The organism is Actinopolymorpha sp. B11F2 (assembly GCF_040195635.1).
Classification (GTDB): domain Bacteria; phylum Actinomycetota; class Actinomycetes; order Propionibacteriales; family Actinopolymorphaceae; genus Thermasporomyces.
Genome location: NZ_JBEFTX010000014.1, coordinates 201,465 through 216,963 on the forward strand (window position 1 = coordinate 201,465; position 15,499 = coordinate 216,963).

The window sequence follows — 15,499 nt, forward strand, 5'->3', positions numbered from 1 at the left end:
CGCCGAAAGGTGTCGAACGCAGCGATCAGCCAGCACGCTCGGCGGCGCCGCGCTCCACGCAGAACTCGTTCCCCTCGATATCGGCGAGGGTCACCCACCCTCTGCCGTCCGGCACGCGGTGGTCGCCGACCAGCGTCGCGCCCAGGGCAAGCAGCCGTTCCACCTCCTCGTCGCGGGTGCGGTCCTGCGGCTGGAGATCCAGGTGCACCCGGTTCTTTACGCCCTTGGGCTCGGGCACGGTGACGAACAGCAAGGCCGCGCCCGTCGTGGTGACCAGCGCTTCAGAGTCACCCGGCTTGTCCTCATCGGAAACCGCACTGTCGAGGACCTTCGCCCAGAACGACGCCAGCTGGTAGGCGTCGGCGCAGTCGATGGTCACGTGTCGTACGAGAGATGCCATGCACCAGACCCTACGACCGTGTTTCGGCAAGACTGGTGGTGTGTGGGTGATGCTGCGCGTTCCACCACTTGCGGAACTCGCCGAGGCTGAGGTGACCTACCCGGAGGTCGGCGCCACCGCGAGCGAGCTACCGGCCGGCTATCGGCATGTGGTCCGGAGGGCAGAACTGGGGCACGGCGACGACGTCTTCGAGCGCTGCGGGCAGGCCGTCCTGTCCTGGCAGTTGCATCGAGGTGCGGGCCTTCGCGTCCACCCGAGCCATCCTGTCGCGCAGCCTGACGCTGTTGTCGCGGTCGTGTTCGGCGTCGGTGCCATCGGAGTCGTGGCGCCGTGCCGGGTGATCTATGTCGTACGCGAGGAGAATCGGCGGGGTTTCGCCTATGGGACCTTGGCCGGCCATCCCGAGTCCGGCGAGGAGTCCTTCGTGGTGTCGCGGCAGGCCGATGGCTCCGTGGTCCTGGAGGTGACGGCGTTCTCCCGTCCGGCGAATCCGTTGAGCCGCTTCGGCGACCCGGTGATCCGCCGGATCCAGGACTGGGTGACAAATCGCTACGTCACCGCGACCAGACGGGTCGCACTCGCCGCCGAGCGGCCCCCTCGTTAGGTCGTGGTCCGGGCTACCGCACACCTGCGGTGACCGTCAGGGTGCCGGCCGCCGTGTCGACGGTGGCGTTGGTGCCGAGCGGCAGGGTGGGCAGATGCGGGTTGTGCGCGTGACCGATGGGCAGCCCGCCGAGGACGGGAACGCCAAGCCTGGTGAGCCGGTCACGGAGTACGTCGATGATCGTCCACCCTCCTCGAACCGTCTCCTCGAAACCCGGGAACTGCCCGACCGCGACTCCGCGGAGCCCGTCGAGTGAGCCTGACCTCATGAGCTGGGTGAGTTCCCGGTCGACCTGGCCGAGCCCCGTGCCTTTGACGTCCTCGATGAACAGGATGGCGCCGTCGAGGCTGGGCAGCTCGACGCCGACTTCGCCGCGGAGCTCGCTGAGGTTCCCGCCCATGAGGAAACCGCTGGCGCTGCCCTCGACCGTGACCGCGGCGGTGGGTTCGGCCGGGTCCTGGTGGACCGTGATGGGGTCGGTCGTCATCAGCGCCCGCCGCAGCGACTCCGCCGATGCCGGCCCGGTGTATTCGTCGTACCAGTTGACGAACGGGCCGCTGAGGCCGACCAGCCGGCACCGCCGCCACAACGCGAGATGCAGGTGCGTGATGTCGCTGAATCCGACAAGGGGCTTCGGGTCGCGTCGGGCGGCGGCGAAGTCGAGGTCACCGGCGATCCGGTAGGCACCCTTGCCGCCCGTGGTCGCGAAGATCGCGCGGACGCCCGGGTCGCGAATAGCGTCGTTCAGGTCGGCCAGGCGATCCTCGTCCGCTCCCGCGAGATAAACCCACCTGATCGAAGGCGTGCTCGCCGATCTCGACCGTGAGTCCCCAGCCCGTCAGCAGTTCCTCGCCGCGCTTGACCCCATCACGGGTCGGCGGACTGGCCGGCGAAACGAAGCGGACGCGGTCCCCGTGCTCGAGGCGGGGTGGAACCAGCGCGGTGCGCACGCCGGCGAAGTCTGGCACGCGTCGCCGACAGTCCTGCGTACACCGGATGGGCAGACCACGGGGCTGGTGAAGCCAGTCGACACAAGTCCGCGAACGTCCTGGGATCAGACGCTTCCCGGCCAGGAGGGCCGCTCTGTGCTGTGGCCGAGGCCGAACCGCTCCGCGTCGTCGCCGCCCGGACGCCCGCTGCCGGGCGTACTCGGCTGGTCCGCCAACAACCGCAACGCCAACTGCAGGGCGTCGCGCAGGGTCGAGCGCGACCGGAGCTGCCCGAGGTCGACGCCGAGGTTCACCATGGATTGGGCCACCTCCGCACGTACGCCGCTCAGGATGCTCACCGTGCCCATCAGGGCGACCGCGCGAACCGTGTTGAGCAGGTGCTGGGCGAGGACGGAGTCGATGGTGGGTACGCCGGTGACCTCCAGGATGATGACCTTTGCCTGCGTCTCGGCGATCGTCGCCAGCAGCCCTTCGGTCAGGCGGGCCGCGCGGCGAGAGTCGAGGGTGCCGATGATGGGGAGGACGAGTACGTCGTCCCAGACCTGGACGACCGGCGTCGACAGCTCGAGGATCTCGTCCCGTTGCCGCTGTTGGCGTTCCTCGATGTCACGGCGTTCGGTCTCGTCACGGGTGACCGAGACGAAGCCGGTCAGTTCACCGGTGTCGCGGCGAACCGGCGCGAGAACCACACCGGCCCAGTACTTGTCGCCGTCCTTGCGCCAACGCCATCCCTGGAACTCCGACCGGCCGACGTCCTGCGCGGTCCGCAGGCGGCGCTCGATCTCGGGCCGGTCGTCATCGGCGTAGAACATCGAGGCGGGCTGGCCGAGGACCTCCGCCGCCGTGTAGCCGGTCAGGGCTTCCCCACCAGCACTCCAACTGGCGATACGTCCGGACATATCGAGCATGGTGACCTCGAATGCCGTAATCGCGGCCAACATCGCCTCGATCTCACGGATTCGCTCCGCCGGGTCCTCTGACCGCTTTTGCACGCCAGGCATACCACGACACCCCCTCTTCCCTTCATACCTCACGTGGATCCGTGCGTCAGGCGACCGTCAGGCGCGGGTCTGCCGGCTGCGCTGGAGGAAGGTGCGCTCGGCGGCGTTCTGGGTATGGGCGATCGCGGCGTCGTACGCCTGCGCGGCCTCAGCGGTGCGGCCCAGGCGGCGGAGAAGATCGGCGCGGATGGCGTGGAACACGTGGTAGCGCTGAAGGCCGAGGCCGTCGACCAGGGCGAGTGCGGCCGCGGGCCCTTCGACCTCGGCCACCGCGACGGCACGGTTGAGCGCGACGACCGGCGTGGGGGTCAGCGCCAGCAGATGGTCGTACAGCTGGAGGATCTGCGCCCAGTCCGTGTTTTCGGCGGTGGTCGCCTCGCTGTGGACGGCGTTGATCGCCGCCTGGATCTGGTACGGACCGGGCTGGTTGCGCCGGAGGCACTGTCGTACGAGGGACTGACCCTCGGCGATCAGCTCACGGTCCCAGCGTCCGCGGTCCTGGGCAGCGAGCAGCACGAGGTCGCCGTCCGTTGTCGTACGGGTGGCTCGCCGTGACTCGATCAGCAGCATCAGCGCGAGCAGGCCGATGACCTCCGGTTCGTCGGGCATGAGGTCGGCCAGCAGCCGGCCGAGCCGGATGGCCTCACCGCAGAGGTCCTCGCGCACGAGCCGGTCGCCCGAACTCGCGGTGTAGCCCTCGTTGAAGATGAGATAGACGACAGCGAGTACGGAACGGAGCCGGTCGGGAAGGTCGGCATCGCGGGGGACGCGGTACGGGATCCTGGCGTCGCGGATCTTGCCCTTGGCGCGAACCAGTCGCTGCGCCATGGTCGGCTCGGGTACGAGGAAGGCGTGGGCGATCTCCGCCGTGGTGAGCCCGCCCAGCAGCCGGAGCGTCAACGCCACTTGGACGCTGGTGGCGAGCGCCGGGTGGCAGCAGGTGAAGATCAGGCGTAGCCGGTCGTCGCGCACTGGTCCCTCCTCGGCGTAGCCCGAAGACTCGTCGCGGGCGTGGAGGAGGGCGGCTTGGGCGTGGCGGTCCTCCCGTGAGGAGTCCCGGCGGAGCCGGTCGATCGCCCGGTTGCGGGCCGTGGTGATGATCCACCCCGCGGGGCTCGGGGGGAGCCCGGTGTCCGGCCATCGTTGGACGGCCGCGGCGAAGGCGTCCTGGACCGCGTCCTCGGCGATGTCGATGTCACCGAAGACGCGCACCAGGACGGCAACCGCACGGCCGTGCTCCTCCCGGAAGACGCGGTCGATCTCGGCGGCGGACACCGATGGGTCGGGTGCGTCCGGTGGGTCGGGTGCGTCCGGTGGGTCGGGCGTCACCGGAATCTCACGTGCAGGTTCCGTACCGCATCGGCCACACCTCGATCGGGAGCGTGATCGCCCGGGCGAGCTTGCGGCCCCACTCGAGCGCGGCGTCGAGATCCGGCGCCTCGATGACGGTGAATCCGCCTATGTGTTCCTTGCCCTCGGTGTAGGGGCCGTCGGTCGTGAGCACGTCGTCGTCCTGGAGTCGCACCACGGTCGCGGCGCCCGGAGAGTGCAGGCCGCCGGAGAATACCCAGGCGCCGGCTGCCCGAAGTTCGGCGTTGACCGCCTCGATGTTCCGCATGATCGGCTCGAGGACCTCGGGCGGCGGTGGATCACCATCGGGTTGGTAGATGCTGAGCAGGTATTTCGCCATTTTGTCCTCCTCCTTCGGCGCTCTCGAGGCGCTGGGCGTGTTTCGTGGCCGTGGTGCCGGCCCTTCTCACACCTCTTATACGAATGACGGGCCGTCGGATCGACAGGGTTCGCCGCGGATGATTCGGGGACCACGGCAATTTCCAACGTCGCGGGTGCCCCTCAGCGATGCCTGAGCAGTGGTGGGCTAACCGAGCCCGCCAGCAGAACCCCTTTGTACGACAGCAGAAATCACGATCCAACAGTGAATCGGTAGACATTGGTGTCCCGCCTGACGAAGCCGACTCGTTCGTACAGTCGGATCGCCGACGCCCGCGACGGGCGCGACGTCAGGTGGACGGTCCGGGCGCCTGCCTCCGCTGCGATCCGTACGGCCTCCGATGTGAGAGCCGCACCGATGCCCATCCCGCGCATGTCGGTGTCGACGACGACGTCCTCGATCCATGCACGAAGGCCGGTAGGAATGGGGATCATGACCAGCGTCAGCGCGCCCACCAGGCGCCCGTCGCCTCGCGCCGCGAGCACGGTATTCGTGGGACACGCGATGATCTTCTCGAGGCTGGCGCGGGTCGGGGAAGGCGCGGACGAGGACAGTTGTGGCAACAGGCGGGCGAAGCATTCCACCGCTTCCTCAGTTGCCTCGCGAAGCGCCTCCACTTCGATGTCCATGCGTCGGAACGTTACCGACGTGGGTGCCGCCGGCGGATAGCATCCGCTGATGAAAGTCACCGCGATTGTGCCCAACCTGCGGGTCGACAGCACCGACGCGACCCGGGACTTCCTGATCGAGTTCCTCGGCCTACGCATGGGTTTCGACCATCGTGGAGTCGTCAACCTCCGCTCGCGCGAGAATCCCCTGGCGCAGGTCCAACTGAGTCAGGACGACGGACCGGCGATCTCCATTCACGTGCCCGACGCACGCGAGGCGTACGAAGAGGCGAAGTTCCGTGACTACGACATCGCCTATCCGCTGACGCATGAGCCGGACGGCAGGGTGCGGTTCTTCGTCCGCGCACCTGGCGGCATGCTCATCAACATCATCGAACACGACGACTCGGCACACCTTCCTTAGCGACGACGCAATCTCTCCGCTGAAAGCAATCTCCGCCTGAAACGTCGAGCGACCATCGCCGTGCGCGCTCGAGGAGATCCCGCACTATCCGGGCCTTGGCCGCCGAGTCGGGGCGGTCGGGTTGTCGGGGCGGTCGGGGCGGTCGGAAAGGATGGGCGCATGAACCATGCGCTGCTCATCGGATTCGTCGTCGCCGTCGCCCTCGTCAGTCTCGCGCCCGGCCCCGACATGCTCTTCATCGTCGCCAACGCCATCACCGGTGGCCGCCGGGCTGGCGTGGTCGCGGCGCTCGGCATGTCGACCGGGCTGGCGTGCCACACGGTGGCGGCCGCGTTGGGTCTGGGCGCGTTGATGCAGGCGGCGCCGACCCTCCTGGAGGGCGTACGGATCGCGGGCGCGGCCTTCCTCGTCTACCTCGCCGTGACCACGTGGCGTTCGAGTCGTACGCGCCAGGCGATGACGGTTGAGCGGCTCGAGCGCCCCCGATCGGTGTCCCGCGTCTATGTGATGGCTGTGTTGACGAACCTCGCGAACCCGAAGGTGATCCTCTTCTACCTCGCGTTCTTCCCGCAGTTCCTCACGACCGGTGCGGGCAGCTGGCCGGCGACGGCGCAGTTCCTGGTGCTTGGCGGGACGTTCATCGTGGTCGGACTGGCCGTCGACGCGTCTGCGGGAGTGGCGGCCGGAGCACTCTCCGAGCAGGTGCTGCGGCGTACCGGTGTCCGCCGGTGGCTCGACCGCGCCTCGGCGGCAATCTTCGGTGGCCTCGCGGTGCGCCTGGCACTCGACTCCCGCTGATCTCGACCCGACGCTTTCGCGTGGGGAGCGCCCTGCGCCAACGGGCCCGTAGCTCTCTCGCAATACCTCTGCGACAGAGCTATTCTGCGAGGGTGGTGTCTTCCGTACCAGACGAGGCTCCGGTCCAGGACGCGATCGAGGACACTCCCCTCGAGGAGGCCGCGGTCACGGACACCTCGAGAGTGCCCGCCCCTTCGCTCGAGGACGAAGCTGAACTGACGCTCGCCGAGGACCTCCTGAGCGGCATCGGAGCACTCCGTCGTGGTCTGCTGCGCTGCGGTCCCGACTGGCCGTTCGGGCCGCTGACCGGCGCCCAGGCTGAACTGCTCCGTCTCGTCCGCCGCGAACCAGGCATCTCGGTCGCCTCAGCCGCAGCGACGCTGAGGGTTGCCCCTAACACGGTGAGCACACTCGTCCGCCAGCTCACCGCGGCCGAGCTCCTGCGCCGGGACGCCGACGCCAGCGATCGCCGGGTGGCCCGCCTTCAGCTCACCGCCGCGGCGGAGGGGCGGCTCGGAGCCTGGCGCGACCGCCGCAGCCATGCCGTCGCGGCGGCCCTGCGGACCCTGCCCGCCGACCAGCGCGCCGTCCTCACCGCCGTCGTACCCGCTCTCGCCGCCCTCACCAACCACCTCGAGGCGGCGACCAGCGCCACCAGCGCGATCACCAGCGCGACGAAGGCAGCCACCAACTCCGCCCAGGAAGCAGCACGAGGGGGCAGCCAGTGACCGACGACACCCTCACCACCACCGGTGCGGCCACCACAAACGAGGACGGCGCGTTCGCGGTGGTCATCCGTGGCCTCACCTACTGCTTCAAGGAGCAGGTGGCCGTTGCCGACCTCGACCTGGACGTACGCAGGGGCGAAGTGTTCGGCCTCCTCGGACCCAACGGTGCCGGCAAGACCACCACGCTCCGCGTCCTCACGACCCTGCTGCCGGTCCAGGAAGGCGAGGCCAGCCTTTTTGGCAACGACGTGCGCCACCGCAAGATCGCCATCCGCCGGCTCCTCGGTTACGTACCCCAACAGCTGTCCGCCGACGCCGCACTCACCGGCCGCGAGAACGTCATGCTGTTCGCCCGACTCTTCGACGTACCTCGCCGCGACCGCCGCCGCCAAGTCGACGAGTCCCTGGAGGTCATGGGTCTGCAGGACGCGGCCGACCGGCTCGCCGGTACGTACTCCGGTGGCATGATCCGTCGGCTCGAACTCGCCCAGGCTCTCATCAACCGGCCGCGCCTGCTGGTTCTCGACGAGCCGACCATCGGCCTCGACCCGATCGCCCGCGGCACCGTCTGGGAGCACGTCGCAGAACTCCGTGCCGACACCGGCATGACCGTCCTCGTCACCACGCACTACATGGACGAGGCCGACCAGATGTGTGACCGGCTCGGCCTCATGCACCTGGGCAGGCTCCGCGCCGTCGGGGCACCGGCCGAGCTGAAGGCCGCCCTCGGTCCGGACGCGTCGCTCGAGGACGTGTTCCGCCACCACGCCGGCGACACCTTCACCGACAACGACAACCCGGAAGGGGGGTTCCGTGCCGTACGCAGCACCCGCCGCACCGCCCGCCGACTCGGCTGAGGCCCGCATCGCCGGGCGCTCGCTCGGCTGGCGGCTGCCCAGCCGGGTCGCGACCCTGTGCCTGCTCGAACTGCAGAAGCTCCGCCACGACCGCACCGAGCTCGTCACGCGGGTGATCCAGCCGGCGTTGTGGCTCACGATCTTCGGTACGACGTTCAGCCAGCTGCGGGTCATCCCCACCGGGGACGTGCCGTACCTCGACTATCTCGCCCCCGGGATCCTCGCCCAGTCTGCGTTGTTCATCGCGATCTTCTACGGCATCCAGATCATTTGGGAACGCGACGCCGGTGTCCTCGCGAAGCTGCTCGTCACGCCGACGCCTCGGGCCGCGCTGGTCACCGGCAAGGCGTTCGCGGCGGGCGTTCGCGCCTCGGTACAGGGCGTCATCGTCCTGCTGCTCGCCCTGGTGTTGGGCGTGACGTTCACCCCCAACCCGCTGCGGATCATCGGCGCGTTCGTCGCCCTGGTCCTCGGCGCGGCGTTCTTCTCGTGCCTGTCCCTCACGATCGCCGGGCTTGTCCTCAACCGCGACCGGCTGATGGGGATCGGGCAGGCGATCACGATGCCGCTGTTCTTCGCGTCCAACGCGCTCTACCCGATCGACGTCATGCCGCACTGGGTGCGCTGGATCGCCCACGCCAACCCGCTGAGTTACGAGGTCGACGCCCTGCGTGGACTCCTGATCGGTACGCCCGCGAACCTCTGGCTCGACTTCGGGGTGCTCGTCGTCGCGGCCGTTGCCGGCATCACCGCCGCGTCCGCCCTGCTCGGCCGGCTCGCGCGCTGACGATCCGGCCGCCCGTACCGGGATCGGGACTGGTCACGACCAGGCGATGACCCGGTCATGTTGATCGAACGCGTCCGTGAACCCGTTGCCGGGGTGCCGTCATGGCGCCGCCGGCAGCTAGCCTCGGTCCGTGACCTCGACCGAGCGACCGAACATCGTCCTCGTCCACTGGCATGATCTCGGCACCCGGCTCGGCACCTACGGCGTGCCCGGCGTGCCGAGCCCCGCCGTCGACCGGATCGCGGCCGAGGGCGTGCGCTTCGATCGGGCGTTCTGCGCCACGCCGCTGTGCAGCCCGGCACGGTCGGCGCTGATGTCCGGCCGCTACCCGCACGCCAACGGCATGATGGGCCTGCAGCATCGCGGCTGGGAGTACGCACCGGGGATCGAGACGATGCCGATGCACCTACGTGGGCTCGGCTACCACAGTGCGAACTTCGGCATGCAGCACGAGTCACAGGACCCGTCGCGACTGGGCTATGACGAGGTGTACGAAGGGCGCGATCACGCGACCGGCTGGCAGCGCGCCGACACGGTGGTCGACGAGGCGACGACGTGGCTGGCGGCAGCCGACCGGCGCCGCGAGCCGTTCCTCGCCGTCGTGGGCTTCTTCGAGGTCCACCGCCCCTACCCCGCCGACCTCTATCCGCCGGACGACCCGGCGACCGTCTCCGTCCCGGCGTACCTCCCGGACAACCCGCACACCCGGGAGGACCTCGCGGCGTTCCACGGATCGATCCGGGTCGCCGACCGGGCCGTCGGCCGGCTCGTCGAGACTCTGCGCGCCGAAGGCTTGCTCGACCGCACCTGGATCGTCTTCACCACCGACCACGGAATGGCCTTCCCCGGTGCGAAGTCGACGTTGTACGACCCGGGCATCCAGGTGTCGTTGCTCATGCGCCCACCGGACGGGTCGGCGTACCGGCGCGAACCCACCAGTCGGCTGGCCGCACACGTCGACGTCCTGCCGACCCTGATCGACCTCGCCGGTGGGGCGCAGCCGGCCGGCCTGCACGGCGTGAGTCACGCGGGGTGGTTGCGGGGCGACGACATCCCGGTGCGGGCGGAGGTGTTCGCGGAGAAGACCTACCACGATGCGTACGACCCGATGCGGGCCGTACGCACGGATCGGTGGAAGTACATCCACAACGCCGAGCCAGGTCCACGGCTCCTGCTTCCACGCGACATCGAAGCGAGCGCGACCAGAGCCGGCATGGGTGACGCCCACCTGGTGGAGCGGGCCGCGGTCGAGGTCTACGACCTCACGGCCGACCCGTGGGAACGCGACAACCTCGCCGGGAAACCCGAGGTCGCCGACGTCGAACGCGAGCTGGCGGACACGCTCGTCCGCTGGCAGCGCGCCACCGGTGATCCTCTGCTCGACGGACCCATCCCCGCGCCCGCGTGACGCGTACTCGGGAACTGTGTCGGCCGGGTGTGGTCCGTGCGCACCGGGCGGAGGCGTCCCCCGGGAGCGTTGTCGGTTGCCGTCAGGTCCCGTCGGCGGAGTCAGCCGTTGTTCGGGCGGTTCCGGTTGCCGGCTGAACGCCCGCCGGCACCGGTCGATCCTCCGGACCTGCCGGGGCCACTCGACCCACCGGCGCCGCCTGATCCACCCGATCCAGCGGACCCGCCGGAACCGGACGAGCGGGGCGAACGCCGACGTGCGGCCTGACTCGGCGACGACGTACCCGACCTCGCCCCACTCCCGCTGTCCCCCGACTTCTGCGGAGGAACCGCCCCGCCTTCGGACGAGCCACTCGTGGCCGTCTCGGTGTGGGTCGTCGGATTGTCAGGGGTGGTCGGCCGGGTCGGCGGCGGGTTCGTAGCCGCCTCGTCAGCGACCGCCTCGTCAGGTGCCGCGCCGGCCGGATCGGACTCCTGCGCCGCACCCCGACTCGGCCCGGACGGCCCGGCGTTGTCCGAACGCGACGGCGGCGTGGTCGACGGCATCGGCTCCCACTGCCGGTCCGTACCGCCCTTGAGATAGCGGTACGCCGCCACCGCACCCGCGCCCAGCGCCGCGATGAACAGCAGCCCTGGCCAGCGGCGCCTGCGTCGGCGGGTCTCCACCTCGCCCTTGAGCGCGGCGACCGCGGCAGTCCCCCGCCTCTTCGCCTCGGCACGGTAGGGCTCACTGGCCGCCACCGCCGAGGACATGGCGGTGCTTACCTTGGGGGCGACGTCCTCGGCGAGGATGTTTCGCGCATGGTCCATCGCGGGCGCGATCCTCGTCCTGGCCTCGTCGACGGCTGGAGCGATCCGTTGCCGTGCGTTCGTCATCGCCGGGTTGACCTTCTCCCACGCGTGCTCGGCGGCCAAGTTGGCTTTGTTTAGGGCCTTCGGGGCCTTGCCGCCCCGTTTGTTGTGGCGTCCCATCAGGTTGCGCCTCCTCGTCCCGCAGCTGGAAGTGTGGGCTGGTCCGTCGGTTCCTGTACCGGTACCCCGTGCGTGATGCCTTCCCACGTTGCTTCCCGATCATGCCCCTCCATGAGGGACCTTGTCCGACGCACACAGCACAGACCGAATACCACCGCACGGGCACGGCACACCTGGCCTCGCGCAAAGGGCACCCCGAAACCACCTTGTACGTTGCCGTGAAAGGATCGCACTCGACGGCAATGAGCTGCAGACAAGGGGACATTCTCGTGACGGACGAGACCTTCGCGACACTTCGGACCTCGGCGGGCGACATCCAGATCAAGCTGCTACCCGACCACGCGCCGAAGACCGTGCAGAACTTCGCCGGCCTTGCCGAGGGTGACCGCGAGTGGGTCGACCCCTCGACGGGTGAGAAGACCACGAAGCGGTTCTACGACGGACTGACGTTCCATCGGGTCATCCCGGGCTTCATGATCCAGGGAGGCTGCCCGGTCGGCACGGGCACCGGCGGGCCCGGCTACCGGTTCGCCGACGAGATCCACCCCGACCTGCGCTTCGACCGGCCCTACCTGCTGGCGATGGCGAACGCCGGGCCCAACACCAACGGCTCGCAGTTCTTCATCACCGTGGGGCCGACGCCGCACCTCAACGGCAAGCACACGATCTTCGGCGAGGTCACCGACCCGGCGAGCCAGGGAGTCGTCGACGGGATCAGCACCGTGGAGACCGGGCCGATGGACCGCCCGATCAAGACTGTGGTCATCGAGTCGGTCGAGATCGAACACCGCGCGGCGTGACGGCCCGCGATGACCGACCACCCGCGACCGGACGAGCCAGCTGAGACTGGCGGTTCGGCGCCGCAGGAGCAGCCGGCCTGCTTCCGGCATCCCGAACGCGAGACCTACATCCGGTGCCAGCGGTGCGGGCGTCACATCTGCCCGGACTGCCAGCGACAGGCCGCCGTCGGGTTCCAGTGTGTCGAATGCGTACGCGAGGGCGCGCGGACCGTGCGGGCGCCGCGTACGCGCTTCGGTGGCGTCGTCCGCGGTGAAGGTGCGGTAGCCACCAAGGTCATCATCGGGATCAACGTCGCTGTCTTCGTCGCGGTGCTGTTGTTCGGTCCGGTGTTGTCCCAGTGGCTCGTGCTCCTGGGCGGCGACTCGTTCGTCGGCGTCAACGGCGGCGAAGTCCCGGGTGTCTCAGGTGGCGGCTACTGGCGCATCGTCACGTCGGCGTTCGTCCACCTCGAGATCTGGCATCTCGCGGTCAACATGTTCTCGCTGTGGATCCTGGGTCCGATGCTCGAGCAGTTGTTGGGTCGCGAGCTGTTCGTGAACCTCTACGTGATCTCGGCGATCGCCGGTGGGGCCGTCGCCTACGCGTTCACGCCGCCGGGCGTCCCGGTCGTCGGTGCCTCAGGTGCGGTGTTCGGACTGTTCGGGGCGATGGTCGTGCTCGCCCGCAAGCTGCGGGCCGACATGAGCTGGTTCGTCGGCGTCCTGGTGATCAACATCGTCCTCAACGTGCTGTTCCGGAGCTTCCTGTCCTGGCAGGCACACCTGGGTGGCTTCGTCGCCGGGATGGCCGTCGCGGCGGTCCTGGCCTACATGCCCAGGCGGCCGGGACTGCGTGGCCTGGGCCTGTCGGCGGTTCTGCTTGCGTCGTTCGCCCTCATCCTCTGGCGTACCGCACAACTCACGTCCTGACCAGCACATCCACCTGGAGACGGAGTTCTCCCCAGGAGCCTGTGGAAACTGGGGATAACTCGCGGTGACCACGTCTTCGCGTAGGACATCTTCGCAGGTCAGCGACCTATGGGCGGTGTACGCCGGGAGTGTGGACGAAGCCTCTAACGCTGCCTTGGCAGGAGGTTGTCCACAGCTGGGGACGGTGCGGTGGAGAACTACACCGCTGTCATTGCACGGTCACTGCCACTGAGTGGCGACGACGAAGCCGATCGTGATCAGGCCCATGCCCACCAGGATGTTCCAGTTGCCGAGATCACTCATGCCCGGGATCTGGCTGCCGGCGAGATAGAACGTCACAATCCACGCAAGACCGGCCAGGAAGCAGAACAACATGACCGGCGCCACCCAGCGGCCACCATGAAGTCTGCTGGGGGCCGCCTTCCGTGGTGGAGGCGTGAACGCCTGCTTCTTACGGTTGCGCGACTCAGGCACGTCGCCGACCTCCGCATGTGACGTCTTGGGCTCGGGTCAGTTGACCGCGATGTCCGCTAGCGTAGTCTCCACGGCTGCCGCGACAACGACGGAGGGCACGTGGGTGAGCAACGGGCCGGGCCACCGGCACGCCCAGCCGCCGAGTCCAGCGAGACCACGGCGCACCCGACCAGCCGATCCACCCGCATCCTGACCCGGTTACTCGCCGCCGCCACGTTCGGCGCGGCGGGGTTCCTCGGTGCGACCAGCGCCGTCAGCGCCGACGGCACCGACCTGCGTGCCGAACGCCAGACCGACGTCGCCGACCTCGCCCGCGCCCAGGTGCAGCGCAACCGCACCCTCGACGCGGACCGGTCCGAACTCCGAGAAGAGGTCAACGACCTCCTCAACAGCCAACTCGGCGGCGTCAACGCCGACCGCATGCAGAAGCAGGCGGAGCAGCTCGCTCCCACGGCCGGCCTCACCGCGCTCTCCGGACCCGGCGTGAGCGTCACACTCGACGACGCGCCCGTGAGCAGCCGTTCGGAGGACGTCGACCCGGACGCTCTCGTCGTCCACCAGCAGGACATCCAGGGCGTGGTCAACGCCCTCTGGGCGGGCGGTGCCGAGGCCTTGACCCTGCAGGGCCAGCGGGTCATCTCGACCTCGGCGGTCCGCTGCGTCGGCAACACCGTCCGGATCAACGGATGGGTCTATTCGCCGCCGTACCACATCGAGGCGATCGGTGACGCAGAAGGCATGGTCGAAGCCCTTGGCGAATCGCCGGAAGTCGACATCTACCGTGACTATGCGGCCAAATACCACCTTGGCTGGTCGTTGAAGACCTCCCCGAACATCCAGGTGCCCGCGTTCGACGGGCCGCTCAACCTCGACTACGCCGAGGAACGAAAGGACGCCCAGCCGTCTGACGAGTAGGTCGGCCGAGCACAATGGCCTGGTGACCGCACGCATCCTCGTCGTCGACAACTACGACTCGTTCGTCTTCAACCTCGTTCAGTACCTCTACCAGCTGGGGGTCGAGTGCGAGGTACGTCGTAACGACGACCTGGTGCCGGGCGACGTCGACGGGTTCGCCGGCATCCTGCTGTCTCCGGGCCCGGGCACCCCTGAGCGGGCTGGGGTGTGCATCGACGTCGTGCGCCACGCCGCCGGTCGGATCCCGGTGTTCGGCGTCTGCCTCGGCCTGCAGGCCATCGCGGTCGCCTACGGCGGATCAGTGACCCGCGCACCGGAGTTGTTGCACGGCAAGACCAGCCTGGTCCACCACTCCGGTGTCGGAGTCCTGGCCGGGTTGCCCGATCCGTTCACCGCGACCCGCTACCACTCGCTCGCCGTGGAGCCCGGGTCGGTGCCTGACGTTCTCGAGGTCACCGCGCGTACCGAATCAGGCGTCCTGATGGCACTCCGGCATCGCGAGCTGGCCTGCGAGGGCGTGCAGTTCCACCCCGAGTCCGTCCTCACCGAAGGCGGGCACCGGATGCTCGCCAACTGGCTGCAGGTGTGTGGCGAGACCGACGCCGTGGCCCGGTCGGCCGGCCTCGCTCCGGTGGTCAGCCGCTAGACCGTGGGTACGCGTCGCCAGCGTCCCCCTAGGTTCCCTTCGAGGTGTGCCATCGGGGTCGGGTGACTCGAGCGAGGCTCACTCGTCGTCCGGAGGGTCGGTCGGCGTGTCAGTCCGGAGGGTCGGTCGGCGTGTCAGTCGGGAACGGGAACGTCGGCGTGTCAGTCGGCGTCGGGGTCTCCGTCGGCGTCGGGGTCTCCGTCGGCGTCGGGGTTTCCGTCGGCTCCGGCGTGGGCTCCGGTTCGGGTGTGCGGGCGATCTCGATCGTCACCGTGGAACCACGTTCACGGCGCGTTCCAGAGCTCGGCACCTGCTCGATCACCGTGCCGGCCGGCGCCTCGGTGGTGTACTGGCCAACGGCGTTGACCTTGAAGCCGGCGTCTTCTAGTCGTGCTTCGGCGACTGCTTGGCTTTCGCCGAGGACTTCGGGGACTTCGATGAGGCCGCTGGAGTAGTAGACGGTGATGGTGGAGCCTTCGGGGGCGGGGGT

The 15,499-nt window shown here is 69.0% G+C and carries 20 protein-coding genes and 1 pseudogene; 11 read left to right on the forward strand and 10 right to left on the reverse strand.

The features are described 5' to 3' along the window. Positions 1-25: 25 nt before the first annotated feature. Entirely contained in the window at positions 26-400 is a 375-nt protein-coding gene (locus tag ABN034_RS23955; protein WP_349693248.1) for a VOC family protein, read from the reverse strand. On the opposite strand from ABN034_RS23955, the gene ABN034_RS23960 reads away from it, so the two are divergent. Continuing rightward, entirely contained in the window at positions 399-1,004 is a 606-nt protein-coding gene (locus ABN034_RS23960) for a DUF1990 domain-containing protein (protein ID WP_349693249.1), read from the forward strand. The two genes, ABN034_RS23955 and ABN034_RS23960, sit on opposite strands and share 2 nt — an antisense overlap. Positions 1,005-1,017: 13 nt before the next feature. On the opposite strand, the gene ABN034_RS23965 is transcribed toward ABN034_RS23960, so the two are convergent. The 6 genes and pseudogenes from ABN034_RS23965 to ABN034_RS23985 all read right to left on the reverse strand — a co-directional run bounded on the left by ABN034_RS23965 (position 1,018) and on the right by ABN034_RS23985 (position 5,313). Then, entirely contained in the window at positions 1,018-1,593 is a 576-nt protein-coding gene (locus ABN034_RS23965; protein ID WP_349693250.1) for a hypothetical protein, read from the reverse strand. Positions 1,594-1,617: 24 nt separating this feature from the next. Then, a pseudogene (locus tag ABN034_RS34535) lies at positions 1,618-1,800 on the reverse strand (LD-carboxypeptidase); the annotation flags it as partial. A gap of 258 nt (positions 1,801-2,058) precedes the next feature. Beyond that, complete coding sequence (locus ABN034_RS23970) at positions 2,059-2,955, reverse strand: PAS domain S-box protein (RefSeq protein ID WP_349693251.1); 897 nt, start codon at positions 2,953-2,955, stop codon at positions 2,059-2,061. A gap of 57 nt (positions 2,956-3,012) precedes the next feature. Further along, the gene (locus tag ABN034_RS23975) at positions 3,013-4,284 is read right to left on the reverse strand and encodes an RNA polymerase sigma factor (protein WP_349693252.1); all 1,272 of its coding nucleotides are present in this window, start codon (positions 4,282-4,284) and stop codon (positions 3,013-3,015) included. Positions 4,285-4,291: 7 nt separating this feature from the next. Next, positions 4,292-4,645: a YciI family protein gene (locus ABN034_RS23980; RefSeq protein ID WP_349330313.1), complete on the reverse strand. Its 354-nt coding sequence runs from the start codon at positions 4,643-4,645 to the stop codon at positions 4,292-4,294. A 230-nt stretch (positions 4,646-4,875) separates the two neighbouring features. Then, on the reverse strand, positions 4,876-5,313 hold the full coding sequence (locus ABN034_RS23985; RefSeq protein ID WP_349693253.1) for a GNAT family N-acetyltransferase: 438 nt from the start codon (positions 5,311-5,313) through the stop codon (positions 4,876-4,878). Positions 5,314-5,362: 49 nt separating this feature from the next. On the opposite strand from ABN034_RS23985, the gene ABN034_RS23990 reads away from it, so the two are divergent. The 6 genes from ABN034_RS23990 to ABN034_RS24015 all read left to right on the forward strand — a co-directional run bounded on the left by ABN034_RS23990 (position 5,363) and on the right by ABN034_RS24015 (position 10,294). After that, positions 5,363-5,716: a VOC family protein gene (locus tag ABN034_RS23990; protein WP_349693254.1), complete on the forward strand. Its 354-nt coding sequence runs from the start codon at positions 5,363-5,365 to the stop codon at positions 5,714-5,716. Between the two features lie 159 nt (positions 5,717-5,875). Next, positions 5,876-6,514: a LysE family translocator gene (locus ABN034_RS23995; RefSeq protein WP_349693255.1), complete on the forward strand. Its 639-nt coding sequence runs from the start codon at positions 5,876-5,878 to the stop codon at positions 6,512-6,514. Positions 6,515-6,609: 95 nt separating this feature from the next. Further along, a complete protein-coding gene (locus ABN034_RS24000) occupies positions 6,610-7,242 on the forward strand; it encodes a MarR family winged helix-turn-helix transcriptional regulator (protein ID WP_349693256.1) in 633 nt (210 codons plus the stop codon). After that, positions 7,239-8,099, forward strand: a complete 861-nt coding sequence (locus ABN034_RS24005; RefSeq protein ID WP_349693257.1) for an ATP-binding cassette domain-containing protein — start codon at positions 7,239-7,241, stop codon at positions 8,097-8,099. Before ABN034_RS24000 ends, ABN034_RS24005 begins: the two co-directional genes overlap by 4 nt. Then, positions 8,056-8,886: an ABC transporter permease gene (locus ABN034_RS24010; protein WP_349693258.1), complete on the forward strand. Its 831-nt coding sequence runs from the start codon at positions 8,056-8,058 to the stop codon at positions 8,884-8,886. The genes ABN034_RS24005 and ABN034_RS24010 overlap by 44 nt, the downstream gene beginning before the upstream one ends. 130 nt (positions 8,887-9,016) lie before the next feature. Next, positions 9,017-10,294, forward strand: coding sequence for a sulfatase family protein (locus ABN034_RS24015; RefSeq protein ID WP_349693259.1), 1,278 nt, complete (start codon positions 9,017-9,019; stop codon positions 10,292-10,294). Between the two features lie 101 nt (positions 10,295-10,395). Here ABN034_RS24015 and ABN034_RS24020 read toward each other — a convergent pair whose 3' ends face one another. Beyond that, positions 10,396-11,265, reverse strand: a complete 870-nt coding sequence (locus ABN034_RS24020) for a DUF5324 family protein (protein WP_349693260.1) — start codon at positions 11,263-11,265, stop codon at positions 10,396-10,398. Positions 11,266-11,507: 242 nt separating this feature from the next. Here ABN034_RS24020 and ABN034_RS24025 point away from each other — a divergent pair, with 242 nt between their 5' ends. After that, on the forward strand, positions 11,508-12,065 hold the full coding sequence (locus tag ABN034_RS24025; RefSeq protein WP_349693261.1) for a peptidylprolyl isomerase: 558 nt from the start codon (positions 11,508-11,510) through the stop codon (positions 12,063-12,065). 9 nt (positions 12,066-12,074) lie between these two features. Beyond that, complete coding sequence (locus ABN034_RS24030; protein ID WP_349693262.1) at positions 12,075-12,974, forward strand: rhomboid family intramembrane serine protease; 900 nt, start codon at positions 12,075-12,077, stop codon at positions 12,972-12,974. A gap of 219 nt (positions 12,975-13,193) precedes the next feature. Here the strand turns inward: ABN034_RS24030 and ABN034_RS24035 are convergent, their stop codons facing one another. After that, positions 13,194-13,448 carry a cell division protein CrgA gene (locus tag ABN034_RS24035; protein WP_349330302.1) on the reverse strand — a complete coding sequence of 85 codons (255 nt, stop codon included), beginning with the start codon at positions 13,446-13,448 and terminating at the stop codon, positions 13,194-13,196. A gap of 99 nt (positions 13,449-13,547) precedes the next feature. On the opposite strand from ABN034_RS24035, the gene ABN034_RS24040 reads away from it, so the two are divergent. Then, positions 13,548-14,363 (forward strand): DUF881 domain-containing protein, encoded by an 816-nt coding sequence (locus ABN034_RS24040; protein ID WP_349693263.1) that lies wholly within the window; start codon positions 13,548-13,550, stop codon positions 14,361-14,363. A gap of 22 nt (positions 14,364-14,385) precedes the next feature. Beyond that, on the forward strand, positions 14,386-15,009 hold the full coding sequence (locus ABN034_RS24045) for an aminodeoxychorismate/anthranilate synthase component II (protein ID WP_349693264.1): 624 nt from the start codon (positions 14,386-14,388) through the stop codon (positions 15,007-15,009). A gap of 109 nt (positions 15,010-15,118) precedes the next feature. On the opposite strand, the gene ABN034_RS24050 is transcribed toward ABN034_RS24045, so the two are convergent. Next, on the reverse strand, positions 15,119-15,499 hold a 381-nt coding region (locus ABN034_RS24050; RefSeq protein ID WP_349693265.1), incomplete at its 5' end, for a PASTA domain-containing protein.

Excerpts from the sequence above, each read along its gene's own strand:
- ABN034_RS23995 (WP_349693255.1), top strand. The coding sequence starts at position 5,876 with ATGAACCATGCGCTGCTCATCGGATTCGTCGTCGCCGTCGCCCTCGTC.
- ABN034_RS24025 (WP_349693261.1), top strand. The coding sequence starts at position 11,508 with ATGAGCTGCAGACAAGGGGACATTCTCGTGACGGACGAGACCTTCGCG.
- ABN034_RS23980 (WP_349330313.1), bottom strand. The coding sequence starts at position 4,645 with ATGGCGAAATACCTGCTCAGCATCTACCAACCCGATGGTGATCCACCG.
- ABN034_RS24030 (WP_349693262.1), top strand. The coding sequence starts at position 12,075 with ATGACCGACCACCCGCGACCGGACGAGCCAGCTGAGACTGGCGGTTCG.
- ABN034_RS23960 (WP_349693249.1), top strand. The coding sequence starts at position 399 with ATGCACCAGACCCTACGACCGTGTTTCGGCAAGACTGGTGGTGTGTGG.
- ABN034_RS23985 (WP_349693253.1), bottom strand. The coding sequence starts at position 5,313 with ATGGACATCGAAGTGGAGGCGCTTCGCGAGGCAACTGAGGAAGCGGTG.
- ABN034_RS23955 (WP_349693248.1), bottom strand. The coding sequence starts at position 400 with ATGGCATCTCTCGTACGACACGTGACCATCGACTGCGCCGACGCCTAC.
- ABN034_RS24020 (WP_349693260.1), bottom strand. The coding sequence starts at position 11,265 with ATGGGACGCCACAACAAACGGGGCGGCAAGGCCCCGAAGGCCCTAAAC.
- ABN034_RS23970 (WP_349693251.1), bottom strand. The coding sequence starts at position 2,955 with ATGCCTGGCGTGCAAAAGCGGTCAGAGGACCCGGCGGAGCGAATCCGT.
- ABN034_RS23990 (WP_349693254.1), top strand. The coding sequence starts at position 5,363 with ATGAAAGTCACCGCGATTGTGCCCAACCTGCGGGTCGACAGCACCGAC.